This is a genomic window from Streptomyces sp. NBC_00019 (assembly GCF_045041015.1).
Lineage (GTDB): Bacteria > Actinomycetota > Actinomycetes > Streptomycetales > Streptomycetaceae > Streptomyces.
Genome location: NZ_CP108302.1, coordinates 6,895,476 through 6,909,469, shown reverse-complemented (window position 1 = coordinate 6,909,469; position 13,994 = coordinate 6,895,476). Strand labels below are relative to the sequence as shown.

Here is a 13,994-nt window from a genome sequence, read left to right as displayed (position 1 = left end):
CAGAACGGTGTGCCGTCGGCGGAGGGGCGAGATGCCTGCGACGGCCTGCTGGTGTGAGTGGGGGCGCGCGGGGCGCCGTGCTGCTTCGTCGTGCGTCGTCGGGTTCGCGCCCCGTTGCCTCACCACTGCTGGTCCGTGGGGGCGTGGGCCGAGGCCCTCGTCAGCCTGCGGGTCGCGTGCAGCAGGAGGGTGAGCGCTCCTGCCGCGCAGGCGAGCGCCGGGACGCCGCCCGGGCCCCAAGTCTCGGCGAGGGACTGGATCGGGGCGCCCAGGAAGTCGCAGCCCGGGAGGCGGGCGGTGAAGACCGAGGCGATGGCGGTCAGCTCCGTCATGGCCGTGACGGTCAGAACGAGTGCCGGGGCGTGGGTGAAGCCGTGGTTGGTGAGGAGACGGGAAAGGAAGAGGAGGGCGCCCAGGGTGAGGGTCTGGGGGTAGCGGCCGGGTTCGCCCAGGGCTGCCGAGGTCGGGATCAGCAGGGCCGTCAGGGCGCACAGGTACAGGGCGAACACGCCGAACAGCAGCGGCAGTACGGAGGCGGTGAAGTCCTCCAGGCCCCGGCTGAGGGTGAGTTTGCGGCGGGCTCGGGTCGTGAAGAGGTGGGCGGTCCAGGCCGCGGGGGCGCAGGACAGGGTGAGGGCCAGGACGGGGGCGGTCGTCAGCGGCCAGGGGTCGTCGGGGGTGCCGGTGGGGAGAGCGTCGGGGCCGCCGGTGACGGCTGCCTGGAGCAGGCCGTCGCCCAGGAGGGCGTAGGCGATCAGCCAGCAGGTCAGGGTGAGGATGCGGGGAGGTGAGTGGTGGGTGGTGCTCAGGGGGCCGCGGGTGAGTGCGGCGCGCAGCGACAGAGCCACGGCGAGCGTGCCCACGAGGGCCACGGCCAGACGGGGCTGACCGTCGGTGAGGCGGAGGCCGGCCACTGTCGCGGCGCACAGTGCGCCCGGCAGGAGGGTGAGCAGGATCCAGTCGGCGCTTGCGCGGGGGGCGTCGGAGGGGGTGGCGGGTGAGGGGGTCTCGCCGTCTCTCGACACGCGCGCGTACATCTCCTCCGCGAGGGAGAAGACGTCCCGGTGGCGGAAGCGGGTCGCGGTGCGGTCGGTGACGCCGTGTACCTCCAGGCCTGCCGCGATCTCCAAGGGATCCACGGCCCGTTCGCACAGCTCGCGATGGCGGTGGATCAGGGCCTTCACGGGATCCGCAGCGGCGCGGCGGGGGGCCGGAGGCTGTCTGCGGGCAGGGGGTGCCTCGGGGGCGCGGAGGGCCGGTCTGTCCTCGTCCCCGATGGCTACGACGGTTTCGGTGCCGTCGGCCTCAGCGCCCTCGCCTTCGTCGCCGTCCCCCACCAGCCACTCCTCCGACCGTGCGTCCCACGGGCCGGGGCTGGCCGGGGTGCCGGGGCGGTCCAGTTCGCCGAGGTCGCTCATCGCGCTCCCTCCGTGGCGGGCAGCGGGGTGTTGGCGCGTACCGGAGGGCCTGCCGCCCAGCCGGGGCCGCCGCGGGCCACGACCCGTGCTCCGGAGTCCGTCCAGCGGCCGGGCATGTGGGCCTCGGCGGGGACGGCGAACGGAAGCGGTTCTCCGGTGGTGTTGTCGAGGACGACCCGGCGGACCGGGTGTCGCGAGACGATCTCCAGGTAAATGCCGTGAAATGCCGTGATGTTCTGTTCGACGGTGAACAGCTCGAGCGCCCGCGCGCGTGCCGCGGCGCCCAGGCGCTCACGGCGCTCGGGGTCGCGCAACAGGGTCACGCACGCCTCGGCGAGCGCCCGCGGATTGCGCGGGGGTACAACGAATCCGGTGCCGCCGATGGCCTCCACCACCGCGCCGACGTCGGTGGACACGGTCGCGCGGCCGCAGAACATGGCCTCCACCAGGCTGATCGGGAAGCCCTCGACGACGCTGGACAGGACGGTCACGGCGCCCGACGCGTACGCGTCGGCGAGGGCCGGGACCTCCGGGCCGCCGATCTCCCCGAAGGAGACCGGGTTGTCGCCGACGGCGTGCAGTCCGTCCGCCTCGTCCGGGAAGAGCTGCGCGGCCAGCGCCTTGCAGTGGCCGAGATAGGCCGTGCCCTCGGGCCCAGTGGGCGCTCCGATGATCCGCAGTCGGGTCTTGGGCTCCTCCTTGCGGATCTCCGCGAAGGCGTGCAGGAGGGAGATGAGGTCCTTGGTCGGTTCGATACGGCCGACCCAGACCAGGGTGTCGGGATCCGTGCACTCCGGGGACTCGCCGACCTCCGCGAAGCGGGCGGCGTCCATACCCGGATAGACCGTGCGGATCTTGTCGCGGTCGGCGCCACAGCGCTCCTGCCAGCGGCGGGCGTGTGTGTTGCCGGGGGTGACGAGTGCGGCGCGGCCGTAGATCTCGGCGGCGAGCCGGCCGTGGAAGGCGGCGAGCAGCGACCGCACCGACGGCGAGGCCTCCGTGGCGGACAGGTAGTGCGTCCGCAACTGCACCCCGTACTCGGTCACCAGCAGGGGGACGTCGGAGAAATGGCGGGCGAGCAGTCCGGGCAGAGCGGCCGGTCCGCCGGAGGCCGCGTGGCACAGGTCGACCGAGCCGAGCCCGTCGTCCTCGTGCCAGTCGAGGGACAGGGGGCGCAGCGCGCGTTCCAGGTGTGCGGCCACGGCGAGCAGATCGGGTACGCGCGCCTCGCGGGCCGTGCGTGCGGCGCCCGGCGCACGACAGGCGTGCTCGAGGGCACGTACGGCGGTCTCGGAGCGCAGCGCCCCCACCAGCCCGCCCTCGTCGCGGGCCAGTTCGGCGAGACCGTACAGCGCACTGCCGAAACGGTCCGCCTCAAGGGCCGACGGCTCCTCGGAGGGGCCCGCGCAGAGTACGGCCGCCAACTCGCCGTAGCACTCGGCGAACCGCCGGCGCGCACGGCGGCCGTACCCGACGCCGTCGTCCTCGGCCGCCCACAGGGGCGCCGTACGCACCCGGCTGACCTGCGAGGGAAGCGGGACCCAGCCCTCGTCCTCCTGGCGCTCGCTGCGGCTGAGCGCGTAGATGTCGAACTCGTGCTGCCCGAGCCCGCGCACGAGCCGGTCGCACCAGAGCCTGGCGTCACCGCTCACATACGGATAGCCACCCTCCGTAAGCAGTCCGATGCGCACGAGCGCACCCCCGATCTCCCGTATGGGGAGCCGCCGTTGGTCCGGCGGCTCACAGCGGGACGAACGTATGCGGACATGACGGTGGCGCGACGGACGGTTGTCCATCGCGCCACCAAAAGGGGTGAACGGTCGTAACTTTCCCGTGCGGGCCGCGTTCGATCGCGCTAAGAGATCAAGCAGTTACGTTACGTCAGACAGCGGCCAGCTCCCTGCGTGCCGCTCTGCGCCGCGCGGCCACCTCGGGATCGAGCGCCGGTACGGCGGCCAGGAGCTGCTTGGTGTACGGGTCCCGGGGGTTGTCGTACACCTCGTCGGCGGGTCCCGACTCGACGATCCGGCCGCGGCGCATCACCGCGACCCGGTCGCTGACCTGCCGTACCACGGCGAGGTCGTGGGCGACGAAGACGAGCGCCAGCCCGAGTTCGCGCTGCAACTCGCCGAGCAGGGCGACCACCTGGGCCTGGGTCGTCACGTCGAGCGCGGAGACCGGCTCGTCGCACACGATGATGCGCGGGTCGGCCGCGAGCGCCCGCGCGATGCCCACGCGCTGGCGCTGTCCGCCGCTGAACTCGTGCGGATAGCGGTCGTAGTGCGCCCCTTCGAGCCCCACGCGCTCCAGCAGTTCCCGAACGCGCCCCTTGATGCGCGTCTCGTCCTTCTCGCCACGCGCGCGTAGCGGGTCGGCGATCGACTCGCCCACGCTGCGGCGGGGGTTGAGGGAGGAGACGGGATCCTGGAAGACCATCTGCACGTCGGGGCGCACCCCGCCGCCCGGCTTGATCTCCCCCGCCGTCGGCTCCAGCAGCCCGACCAGCATGCGCCCGAGCGTCGTCTTGCCGCTGCCGCTCTCACCGACGATGCCGAGGGTCTCCCCGCGGCGGATCGTCAGCGACACGTCGTCCACGGCGACGAACGCCCGCTTGCCGCGGCCGAACTCGCGGCGGAGGCCGTGCGCTTCGAGGACGACGTCGGTGGGCCGCGCAGGCGTCTCGGAGGCGGGTTTCGGTGGCGCCCCGGAGGGCGGGCCCGGCGGTTCGGGGGCCGCGTCGGGGTGTGACCCGGCAGCCGTCGGCGAGGACCCGACCGAGGCGGTGCCGGGCGCGCTCGACGGCTTCGCGGGACCGTCGGGAGACGGCACAGCGGCTGTCGTCGAGCCCGCCCGCGAGGCGCCCTGCGGCGCCTCCGGCCCGGCGTCCGACGCACCCGGGGCGGCCTCCGCCCTCGCGGCCGGTACTCCTGCCGCCGCGCGCCGCCGCACATCCACCCGCGGCACCGCTCCCAACAGCTCCCGCGTATACGCCTGCGAAGGCGCCCCCAGCACATCCCTCACCGCCCCGTGCTCGACCACGCGCCCGTGCCGCATCACCAGCACCTCGTCGACGCTCTCGGCCGCCACGCCCACGTCGTGCGTGACGAGCAGCAGCCCCATGCCGGTCTCCTCGCGCAGCGTGTGCAGCAGGTCGAGGATCTGGGCCTGGACGGTGACGTCGAGGGCGGTGGTCGGCTCGTCGGCGATCAGGAGGTCCGGCTCGCAGGCCAGCGCCATGGCGATGAGCGCGCGCTGGCGCATGCCGCCGCTGAACTCGTGCGGACGGGACCGGGACCGGCGCGGTGCGTCCGCGATTCCCACCCTGTCCAGCACCTCCACGCCACGCGCACGTGCGGCTCGGCGCGACACGCGCGCGTGCACGCGGTACACCTCGGCGATCTGGTCGCCGATCGCGTAGTACGGGTCGAGGGACGACAGCGGGTCCTGGAAGACCATCGCGGCCTTCCCGCCCCGCAGCCGCCGCAGCGCCTCGTCCGAGGCCGCCGGTATGTCGATGCCGGCGACCTCGATCGCACCGCCGACCTTCGCGCCCGTGCCGCGATGCAGCCCCAGCAGGGCGGAGGCGACCGTGGACTTGCCGGAGCCGGACTCACCGACCAGGGCGAGGGCGGCGCCCTTCTCGAGGCGGAAAGAGAGTCCGTCGACGGCCCGCAGCTCGCCGAACTCGACCGTCAGGTCCCTGACGTCCACCAGACTCATGCGAGCACCACCCGTCGGTCGGCCACCGCGTACAGCACGTCCGCGACGGCGTTGGCGACGACCACGAAGAAGCCGATGACCAGGACCATGCCGACCACGACCGGCAGGTCGATCACATTGACGGCATGGACGAGCTCCTGGCCGATGCCCGGCAGTCCGAAGAGCGTCTCGGTGAGCACCGCGCCGCCGACCGCGCCGCCGAAGTTGTTGGCGTTGAGCGCGATGACCGGCGCGAGCGCCCCGCGCAGCGCGTGCCGCCCGATGATCGACCGCTCCCCCACGCCGTACGCGCGGAAGGTGCGGATGTGGTCCTCGGCGAGCGTCTCCAGCATCGACGCGCGCGTGAGGCGGGCGAACGCGGCCGCCTCGATGAGGGCCAGCGACAGCCAGGGCAGCAGGAGGTTCCACGCCCACTGTTCGGGGTCGTCGGTGAAGTTCACGTACTGCGGGAACGGCAGCAGTTGCAGCTGCCCGCAGACGACGATCATCAGGACCAGGCCGATGACGAAGACCGGCGTGGCCACACCCGCGAGCGTGATGCCGGTCAGGACGCGCTCGGTGAGCCGACCGCGCCGCCACGCGGACAGCACGCCGGTGCCGACGCCGAGGACCAGCCAGAGGACCATCGCGCCGAACACCAGCGACAGGCTGACCGGCAGCTTGGCCAGGATCAGCTGGGTGACCTGCTGGTCGCTCTGGTACGACAGCCCGAGGCAGGGCGCCGAGCAGTGCTCCACGGACGTGCCGGTCGAGTAGTCCTGGCCGGCGACGAGACCCTGCAGGAAGTGCCAGTACTGCGTGTACAGCGGGTCGTTCAGGTGCAGTTGGTCGGCGACCTGCTGCACCTGGGCGGGCGAACAGCGCGGGCCGCAGGTGATCTGGGCGACGTTGCCGGGGGTGACGTAGAAGACGACGTAGACGATCACCGAGATGGCGAACAGGGTGACCAGGGCGCCCAGGAGGCGGCGCAGCACGAAGCCGGTGAAGCCGCTCATGCCTTGGCCTCCCTCTTGCGGCCCGTTCCGACGCGCAGACGTGAGGGCGCGCGCGGGTCGAGTGCCGTGCGGACGCCGTCGCCGAGGACGGTGAGGGCGAGCACCGTCACGAAGAGCGCGCCCGCGGGCAGCAGCAGGTACTGCGGGGCCGCCTGGTACCAGACGTCGGCGGCGGTCAGCATCTGTCCCCACGACGGCGTCGGGGGTTTCACTCCGACACCGAGGAAGGACAGCGCGGCCTCGACGGTGATGTTGATCGGGACGAGGAGCGCCGCGTACGTGATGACCGGCGCGGCGAGGCCGGGAAGGAGCTCGCGGCGGGCGATCCGCCAGGTGCTCCAGCCGCTGAGCCGGGCCGCGGAGACATAGTCGAGCCCCTTGAGGGTGAGGGTCTGCGCGCGCGTGATCTTCGCGATGTTGCCCCAGGCGATGAGGCCGACGACGAGGGCGACCAGGACGGGCCGCGGGAAGTCCGACGGCACGATCGCGAGCAGGGCCAGCGCCATGATCATGAGGGGCAGGGCGACGATGATGTCGGTGAGCCGGCTCAACAGTTGATCAACCCATTGACTGCCGAGGGCGGCCGTCACGCCCACCACGACGCCGATCAACACCTGCACGACGGTCGCGGCCAGCGCGACGCCCAGGGAGACGCGAGCGCCGTAGACGAGCCGCGCGAACATGTCGCGCCCGGTCTGCGGTTCGACGCCGAGCCAGTGGTCGCCGCTGACGCCCCCGAAGGAGCCGACGGGCACGCCACCGCGCGCGGAGTCGACCAGGGAAGGGTGGTAGGTGGTCGGGTCCTGGCCCTCGATGGCGGTCAACAGCGGCGCCGCGAGCGCGACCAGGACGAGCAGCGCGACGACGGCCGCCGCGACGAGGGCGGCGCGCTGCGTTCGCAGCCGCCGCCAGAACTGACGGGCCCCCGAGGCCCCCGAGACGGACGCCTCGGGGGCCTGGGTGGCGACAAGTGCCTCGCTCACGGCGCTACTTCACCGCGACCTGCGAGATGTCCAGCACCCCGGTCCAGTCGCTGATCACGACGTTCTTGATGTCCTTGCCCACCAGCCGCTTGTAGACGGGGTGGAACAGCGGCACGGTCAGCGCCTGCTCGCCGATCTTCTTGTCCAGTGCACCCCACCGCTTGGCGGCAGCGTCAAGGTCGGTCAACTTGTTGATCGAGTCAATCTCGGCATTGACCGACTTGTCGTTCAACAGGCCCGTGTTGAAGTTCGCGCCGTCCTTCACGATCTGTCGGCCATCGAAGATCGGGGCGAGGAAGGGACCGCCGGACGGCCAGTCCGCACCCCAGTGGGCGAGGAAGAAGCCGGGCTCCGTCTTCACGGTGTGGATCTTGTCGGAGTAGTCGTTGTCCTCCAGACCCTGCAGCTTGACCGTGATGCCGGCCTTCTTGAGCGCGTCCTGGATCGCGGTCGCGATCTCCGGGCTGGTCTCGAAGTCCTTGGCGTTGGAGTGGGTCAGCGTGATGGTGAGCCCGTTCGCGTAACCGGCCTCCTTCAGCAGCTCCTTGGCCTTCGTCGCGTCGCCGACGTCACCCGCCGGGAACAGGTCGTAGGGCTCGTAGCCGAAGGCCTTCTGGTTCGGCAGGAAGGTGGTCGCGGCCTCGGCAAGGGACGATCCACCGGCGGCGTTGACCACCGACGAGCGATCAATGGCGTACGAGATCGCCTGCCGCACCTTGACGTTGTCGAACGGCTTGACCGTCGGGTTGAACGCTATGTAGTTCGTGTAGCCGAAGTGCCCGGTGCCGACGCGCGCGGCCAGCTCCTTGTCGCCCGTCACCTTGGCGAGCTCGGCCGGCCCGAGGTTGGTGTCCGTGGTGACCGCGGTCGAGTCCGTCCCCTGGGACGCGGACAGCCGCTGGTTGATCACGGAGGAGTCGAGCCCGGACCGTACGTCCACCTTGTCCGGGTAGGCCTTGCGCTCGGCGTCCGTCGAGGCGGACCAGTACGTGTTGCGCTCCAGGACGAGGTGCTCACCGTCGTTCTCGTTCTTGACGACCTTGTACGGGCCGGACGAGACCGGGTGCTCCTCGTACTTCGTCCCGGTGTCCTTGGCCTTCGGCACCGGCGTGAACTGCGTCTGCGTGGCCAGGTACGGGAACTCGCCCTCGGGCTTGTTCAGATGGAAGACGATGGTCCGGTCGTCCGGCGTCTCGATCGCGTCGAGCCCGCCCTTGTCCTTGTACGGCCCCTGGTAGTCGGCCGCACCGACCAGCCAGTCCCGCAGATAGGGGGCGCCGCCGGAGAGTTCGGGCGCGAAGGACCGCTCGATGCCGTACTTGATGTCGGCGGACGTGATCGCGGTGCCGTCCTCGTACTTCAGGCCCTTCCTCAGGGTGTACGTCCACACGGTCGCGCCCTTGCTGGGGCGCCCGGTGTCGGTCGCGAGGTCCGGGACTACCTCGGCACCGGCCTCACCGTTCTCGCGGTTGCGGGTGGTGAGCGTACGGAACACCAGGGACGGGACGTTGCCGCCGCCGGAGGTGTAGAGACGGGCCGGGTCGAAATCCTGCTGCGGGTTGGAGTTCAGGACCGTCAGGGTGCCGCCCTTGTGGGGCGTGGAGTCACCACCGGAGCCCTTGGCATCGTTGTCGTCCGGCCCGCAGGCGGCGGCGCCCGCTGCCAGAACCAGGCTTACGGACACCGCGGCCACGCGGCGCGCTGTGACGGACGGGTGACGCATCAGAAACGACCTCTCGAATGGTGAGACAGGCAGACAAGGGGTGAGACAAAGGGAACAGAAGTCTGCCCGGGCGTCAGGTCGCCGAAAAACCGTGACCAGGTCACGGGAAAGGAAAAAGATCGCGACGCGAACGCCCGAGGGCGGACGTCAGCGACAGTGAATGTCGGCCACGCACAGTGCGGTCACGCCGATGAGCGCCAGCTCGATGGCGGCGCGAACGGAGGCGTGACGGGGCGACATGCGCAGCAATATGTACGACTTTTCTGCGCATGTCAACGCGACACAAGAGGCGCCCGTCAACTCCCGGGGTAGGCCCAGGGGTTGGCTTTGCACGTGATTCCGTTGTGGTTCAGGAACTTGGTCTGCTGCTGCATGACCGGGGCGAGTTCGCCGTTCTTGTCGCAGGTCACGTGGTGGTAGCCGAGCCGGTGACCGACCTCGTGATTGATCAGCATCTGCCGATAGGCGTGAATTTGATCACCGTAGGTCCTGGAACCCTGAGCCCACCGATAGGCATTGATCATCACGCGCTCGGTGGAAGCCGAATCACAGGACACGTTGTCCACGGTGGTGTCCAGACCGGACTTCGCACACCACTCCGCGGTCGTCCCCGGACTCGCGAGCGTGATCACGAAATCGGGCTTGCCGGAGTAGATGCGCTCGAAGGTGCGGGCACCGTTGTGGGCCCAGCTCCGGTCGTCGTTGAGCGTCTTCTGCACGGCATGGGCGAACAGCTCGCCGTCGAGCCCGAGTCCCTGCTCGACATCCACGCGATAGGTGAACTTCTGTCCCGTGCCGGGCGCCTTGTCGATGCCCTTGACCGCGTCGAACTTCCCCGAGCCTTCGAGCTTCGCGTCGAGGGCGTACCGCCGGCCCATCTTCTGCTCGTACGTCAGCGCCACGCCCGGCGACGAGGACTGCGTCGGCCGCCCGTCCGAGCGCGAGGCCGAATCCCGAGCGTCCCGCGCCTGGTCGGTGGCCGACTGCGAGCGTACGGCGTCGTCGTCCCGCCCGTCGGCGACCTGACCTGCGACGACGATGGCCAGAACGGTGGTGACGGCGGCCGCCGCGATGCCGGTGAAGGCCCGCCCCTTGCCGCCCTTCTGCTGCGCGGGCTCACCGGTGGGCGGCTCGTGGTCGTCGGCATCGGCGTCAGTACGGGGCTGCGGCGCGGTCTGCCAGTCGGTGACGGAGGCGTACGGGTCGGCCGGACCCTGAGGAGAACGGGGCGCAAAGACGTCCCGGTCCCCGAAGGCGTCGAGATACTCCTGCCGAGGGCTCGCCGCCCCTGTCTGCCGGGGTCCTCCGGGAGGCGCCTGCCGCTGTCGCGGTATCGCGACACCGGGCGCACCAGCCATGCCCTGCGCCCCCAACTCGCCCCATGCACCGCCTGCTTCACGCTGCTCGGGGTGACCGCCACGGACCCGGGGGGTGCCGTGCGCGGGGGTGCCGTCGGAGAACCTGGGCGTGCCGTGGGCAGGGGTGCCGTCGGGGAAACGGGGCATGCCGTGCGCGGGAGTGCCGTCGGGAAGACGCGGCACACCCTGCGCGGGCGTACCGTCGGCGAACCTCGGCACACCACGAGCCGGCGTCCCGTCGGCCAAGCGCGGAACCCCCCGTGCAGGCGTCCCGCCCCCGAACCGCGGCCCCCCCTGCGCCGGAGTCCCGCCGGCGGACCTGGGCACCCCCTGCGCGGGCGTCCCGTCCGGGAACCGCCGTACCCCCTGTGGAGCCTGCCGGTAGACCGGATCCCCGTACACCGAGGGTCCGCCCGGCGCCGGCATCCCCTGCCGCGGCGGAGCGCCCTGCGGCGGGCGTACGGCTCCTTGCCGAGGCGAGGCACCCTGGGGCCCCGGAGCGCCCTCGGCCTGCCGGCCATCTCGTTGTGCGGCTATGTCCGCGGGGTCACTCTTGGGAGCAGGCCCGCGGCGGCGACTGTGTCGTCCCACCCCGCCCCTCAGCTCCCCGCGCTCGCGGCCTCGGCCGCGCTGTCGGACACACCGGCACTCACTGACGCCTCATCACCGGACGCGCCCACAGACCCGCCCCCGTCGTCGGAACCCCCCGTGTCCGCAACGAAATCCCGGAAGGCCCGGGACACCGTGTCCGGATACTCCATCATCGCCACATGCCCCGCTTCCGGCAGGGTCAGCAGCCGGGAGTCACGGAAGGACCGGGCCGCCTTCTGTGCCATGCGATAGCCGACAAGCTGGTCGCGGCCGCCGTAGACGAGCAGGGTCGGTGCGAGGACCCGCTCGGCCTGGCGCCACAGCGCATGCTGCCCGCCGAGCGTGTACGCGTTGACCAGCCCGCGCGCGGACCGTGTCATCGCGTCCCAGAAATACGGGAGTTGCTGCCGTCGCTCCATCTCCTCGACGGCATGCCGGAACCCCTCCGGTGAGACCCGCGTGGGATCGCCGTAACAGAGCGCCGTGACGCCACGGACGCGCTGCTCGGCCGTCCAGTCACGGCTGAGCCGGGTGAACAGCGCGGCCACACCCGGCACCGCGAGGAGCGCGGTGGGCACCGCGCTGCGCTGTACGCGGATCTCGGGGAGCGCCGGCGACACGAGCGTCAGCGTCCGCACGAGGTCGGGGCGGACAGCGGCCACGCGCGTGGAGACCGCGCCGCCGAGGGAGTTGCCGAAGAGGTGCACCGGGCCGCGGCCGGAAGCGTCCAGAAAACGAATCACCGCACGCGCGTGTGCGGTGATCGAGTAGTCGCCGTCGTCCGGCGGCGGCGAATCCCCGAACCCGGGCAGGTCGACGGCCTCGCCGTCGAGAACACCCTCGAGCTCCAGCATCAGCGCCGACCAGTTCTGCGAGGAACCGCCGAGGCCGTGGACGTAGAGCGCGGGCGGCAGACCCTCGCGCGCGGGCGGTCTCGAACGCACCGACAGCGTGATCCCCGGCAACCCCACCGACCTGAGCCGCTCGCCCTCCGCCACCCTGACGGGCGTCACCTTCGGGAGCACATTGGCGGCCGGTACGGACGGCAACTCGGTCGAAGACATGCGGCAATGTTACGAGACGATCACGCAGTGGTTCATGTGTTCGCCGTCACAAAGACCACGCACATCGCATGGCGTCCGAATCGCGTGTCTCCTAGGCTCGTACGCAGGGCACCCGCATGTGGCCCCCTGCACCAGTCAGGGACGTTCTAGGAAGGGAGCCCACAATGGCCTACGACCCCAGCGACCCCGACACCTTCGAGGACAGCGGCGGTGACATCGAGCTCGACGTCGAGGCCCCCGAGGGCGACGCCGCCGAGCAGCAGATGGCCGTCTCCCAGAACCGCGACGACCCACTGACCGGCGTCGACACGGACGAGGCCAACGAGGCCGACCTCATCGAACAGGCCCGCGTCGTACAGATCGACGAGGAGGACTATCGGTGACGCCCGGGGCTCCATCACCGAGCAGGAGCGCGACAGGCGCTGCCCGCTAAGTGCCCCTTTGAAACCTTCGCGGGGCTTTCGCCGCCGTCCGGTACGTGAAATTCTGCGCTCGCACCGCGCACACCACGGTTACCGAAAAGTACGATGGCGGCGCGGCGCACACCGCAAGTGGACGACTTATGGGAGGCGGCGTGACAGCCATCGAGCAGACAGAGGCGGCACGCCCTCGAGGTACGCGCCTGCCGCGCCGTGCCCGACGGAACCAGCTGCTGGGCGCCGCACAGGAAGTTTTCGTGGCGCAGGGCTACCACTCGGCCGCGATGGACGACATCGCCGAGCGCGCCGGAGTCAGCAAGCCGGTGCTCTACCAGCACTTCCCGGGCAAGCTCGACCTCTATCTCGCACTGCTGGACCAGCACTGCGAGTCCCTGATCCAGTCCGTCCGGCACGCGCTCGCGTCGACCAGCGACAACAAGCAGCGTGTACGGGCGACCATGGACGCCTACTTCGCGTACGTCGAGGACGACGGCGGCGCGTTCCGCCTGGTCTTCGAGTCGGACCTGACCAACGAGCCCGCCGTGCGCGAGCGCGTCGACAAGGTCACGAACGAGTGCGCCGAGGCGATCTGCGACGTCATCGCCGAGGACACCGGCCTCTCGCGCGCGGAGTCGATGCTGCTGGCCTCGGGTCTGGGCGGCCTCGCGCAGGTCGTGGCCCGCTCCTGGCTGCACAGCGACCGCAGCGTGCCGCGCGATCAGGCGGTCCAGCTGCTGACGTCCCTGGCGTGGCGCGGCATCGCCGGTTTCCCGCTGCACGGCCTCGATCACCACTGACCCGACACTTTGTTCCCGCCCGCTGTTCGCTCCTGGCGTTCTTGCGCGGAGCGTGAACGTCCCCTCACCGGGCTAATGTGTGCTGGGTACGGCGCGCAAGGTCGCGCACTTCACTGACCGTCGGAGGGACATAGCCGTGGAGGTCAAGATCGGCGTGCAGCACGCGCCCCGCGAGATCGTTCTGGAGAGCGGTCAGAGTGCCGAGGAGGTCGAGCGCGTGGTGGCCGAGGCACTCGCCGGAAAGTCGCAGCTGCTGAGCCTCACGGACGAGCACGGCCGCAAGATCCTGGTCCCGGCGGAGCGCCTGGCCTACGTGGAGCTCGGCGAGCCGGCCCCGCGCAAGGTGGGCTTCGGCGCGCTGTAGACGGACGCATACGAGAAGGGCCCGGCGACGTGAAGTCGCCGGGCCCTTCTCGTCGTACGGGCAAAGCTCCCCAAGATTTTTTTCTCCACATATGGAGCACAAGCCACCCACAGAGGAGGATTGCATTCCGCAGGTCACGGGTATGACGGGCTACGACCGCAATGCGCAGCGTGACCGTGTGGGAGGGACCCCAAATGATGTTGCTGGAAGCGCTCGGTTCCGCATTGCTCGGTCTCGTCCTGGCAGCGGTGGCAGCTCACCGGCTGGCCCACCGCCTGCCCGCCCGCTCCCTGGTCATGGCAACGGGCGTCGCCGGAGCCCTGTTCGGCGCGTTCGTGACGCACAGCGCGCTGGGCGCGGGCAGCATCCTGGTGAACCTGATCGGCGCGATGGTCGTCTCGGCCGCGTCCCTCTCGCTCCTGCTCCGCCCAGCGGGAAGACTCCGCCGTAGGTCGGCACCGGCGTAAGCCTGATTTCTCGAACGCCCTTAGGGAAGCGCCCTTCAGGGGCGCTGGGAACTGCGCGACCAGCCCCCACAACCGGCAGTCGCGCAACAACCCAA

13 protein-coding genes are annotated in these 13,994 nt (G+C 70.9%); 4 read left to right on the top strand and 9 right to left on the bottom strand.

Features of this window, described 5'->3' with window-relative positions; all coding sequences use genetic code 11:
- Positions 1 to 119: 119 nt before the first annotated feature.
- The 9 genes from OHU89_RS32750 to OHU89_RS32710 all read right to left on the bottom strand — a co-directional run bounded on the left by OHU89_RS32750 (position 120) and on the right by OHU89_RS32710 (position 11,852).
- Positions 120 to 1,418 (bottom strand): hypothetical protein, encoded by a 1,299-nt coding sequence (locus OHU89_RS32750; RefSeq protein WP_405648280.1) that lies wholly within the window; start codon positions 1,416 to 1,418, stop codon positions 120 to 122.
- Positions 1,415 to 3,109 (bottom strand): DUF3492 domain-containing protein, encoded by a 1,695-nt coding sequence (locus OHU89_RS32745; protein ID WP_405648278.1) that lies wholly within the window; start codon positions 3,107 to 3,109, stop codon positions 1,415 to 1,417. Before OHU89_RS32745 ends, OHU89_RS32750 begins: the two co-directional genes overlap by 4 nt.
- A gap of 190 nt (positions 3,110 to 3,299) precedes the next feature.
- Complete coding sequence (locus tag OHU89_RS32740) at positions 3,300 to 5,138, bottom strand: dipeptide ABC transporter ATP-binding protein (protein WP_405648277.1); 1,839 nt, start codon at positions 5,136 to 5,138, stop codon at positions 3,300 to 3,302.
- Positions 5,135 to 6,133, bottom strand: coding sequence for an ABC transporter permease (locus tag OHU89_RS32735; protein ID WP_405648275.1), 999 nt, complete (start codon positions 6,131 to 6,133; stop codon positions 5,135 to 5,137). Before OHU89_RS32735 ends, OHU89_RS32740 begins: the two co-directional genes overlap by 4 nt.
- Positions 6,130 to 7,116 carry an ABC transporter permease gene (locus tag OHU89_RS32730; RefSeq protein ID WP_405648273.1) on the bottom strand — a complete coding sequence of 329 codons (987 nt, stop codon included), beginning with the start codon at positions 7,114 to 7,116 and terminating at the stop codon, positions 6,130 to 6,132. Before OHU89_RS32730 ends, OHU89_RS32735 begins: the two co-directional genes overlap by 4 nt.
- A 4-nt stretch (positions 7,117 to 7,120) precedes the next feature.
- Complete coding sequence (locus OHU89_RS32725; RefSeq protein ID WP_405648271.1) at positions 7,121 to 8,839, bottom strand: ABC transporter substrate-binding protein; 1,719 nt, start codon at positions 8,837 to 8,839, stop codon at positions 7,121 to 7,123.
- Between the two features lie 147 nt (positions 8,840 to 8,986).
- The gene (locus tag OHU89_RS32720; RefSeq protein ID WP_323185132.1) at positions 8,987 to 9,079 is read right to left on the bottom strand and encodes an Ms4533A family Cys-rich leader peptide; all 93 of its coding nucleotides are present in this window, start codon (positions 9,077 to 9,079) and stop codon (positions 8,987 to 8,989) included.
- Positions 9,080 to 9,135: 56 nt separating this feature from the next.
- Positions 9,136 to 10,788, bottom strand: a complete 1,653-nt coding sequence (locus OHU89_RS32715; protein ID WP_405648269.1) for a DUF3152 domain-containing protein — start codon at positions 10,786 to 10,788, stop codon at positions 9,136 to 9,138.
- 8 nt (positions 10,789 to 10,796) lie between these two features.
- Entirely contained in the window at positions 10,797 to 11,852 is a 1,056-nt protein-coding gene (locus OHU89_RS32710; RefSeq protein WP_405648267.1) for an alpha/beta fold hydrolase, read from the bottom strand.
- Between the two features lie 164 nt (positions 11,853 to 12,016).
- On the opposite strand from OHU89_RS32710, the gene OHU89_RS32705 reads away from it, so the two are divergent.
- The 4 genes from OHU89_RS32705 to OHU89_RS32690 all read left to right on the top strand — a co-directional run bounded on the left by OHU89_RS32705 (position 12,017) and on the right by OHU89_RS32690 (position 13,899).
- The gene (locus OHU89_RS32705) at positions 12,017 to 12,235 is read left to right on the top strand and encodes a hypothetical protein (protein WP_405648265.1); all 219 of its coding nucleotides are present in this window, start codon (positions 12,017 to 12,019) and stop codon (positions 12,233 to 12,235) included.
- Positions 12,236 to 12,426: 191 nt separating this feature from the next.
- The gene (locus tag OHU89_RS32700) at positions 12,427 to 13,068 is read left to right on the top strand and encodes a TetR/AcrR family transcriptional regulator (RefSeq protein ID WP_266888352.1); all 642 of its coding nucleotides are present in this window, start codon (positions 12,427 to 12,429) and stop codon (positions 13,066 to 13,068) included.
- 136 nt (positions 13,069 to 13,204) lie between these two features.
- Entirely contained in the window at positions 13,205 to 13,432 is a 228-nt protein-coding gene (locus OHU89_RS32695; protein ID WP_046262201.1) for a DUF3107 domain-containing protein, read from the top strand.
- A 197-nt stretch (positions 13,433 to 13,629) separates the two neighbouring features.
- On the top strand, positions 13,630 to 13,899 hold the full coding sequence (locus tag OHU89_RS32690) for a hypothetical protein (RefSeq protein WP_267016455.1): 270 nt from the start codon (positions 13,630 to 13,632) through the stop codon (positions 13,897 to 13,899).
- Positions 13,900 to 13,994: the final 95 nt, after the last annotated feature.

What these genes read in the sequence shown, in the direction of transcription:
- OHU89_RS32750 (WP_405648280.1), bottom strand. Translation starts at nt 1,418, where the DNA reads ATGAGCGACCTCGGCGAACTGGACCGCCCCGGCACCCCGGCCAGCCCC.
- OHU89_RS32740 (WP_405648277.1), bottom strand. Translation starts at nt 5,138, where the DNA reads ATGAGTCTGGTGGACGTCAGGGACCTGACGGTCGAGTTCGGCGAGCTG.
- OHU89_RS32735 (WP_405648275.1), bottom strand. Translation starts at nt 6,133, where the DNA reads ATGAGCGGCTTCACCGGCTTCGTGCTGCGCCGCCTCCTGGGCGCCCTG.
- OHU89_RS32725 (WP_405648271.1), bottom strand. Translation starts at nt 8,839, where the DNA reads ATGCGTCACCCGTCCGTCACAGCGCGCCGCGTGGCCGCGGTGTCCGTA.
- OHU89_RS32720 (WP_323185132.1), bottom strand. Translation starts at nt 9,079, where the DNA reads ATGTCGCCCCGTCACGCCTCCGTTCGCGCCGCCATCGAGCTGGCGCTC.
- OHU89_RS32710 (WP_405648267.1), bottom strand. Translation starts at nt 11,852, where the DNA reads ATGTCTTCGACCGAGTTGCCGTCCGTACCGGCCGCCAATGTGCTCCCG.
- OHU89_RS32705 (WP_405648265.1), top strand. Translation starts at nt 12,017, where the DNA reads ATGGCCTACGACCCCAGCGACCCCGACACCTTCGAGGACAGCGGCGGT.
- OHU89_RS32690 (WP_267016455.1), top strand. Translation starts at nt 13,630, where the DNA reads ATGTTGCTGGAAGCGCTCGGTTCCGCATTGCTCGGTCTCGTCCTGGCA.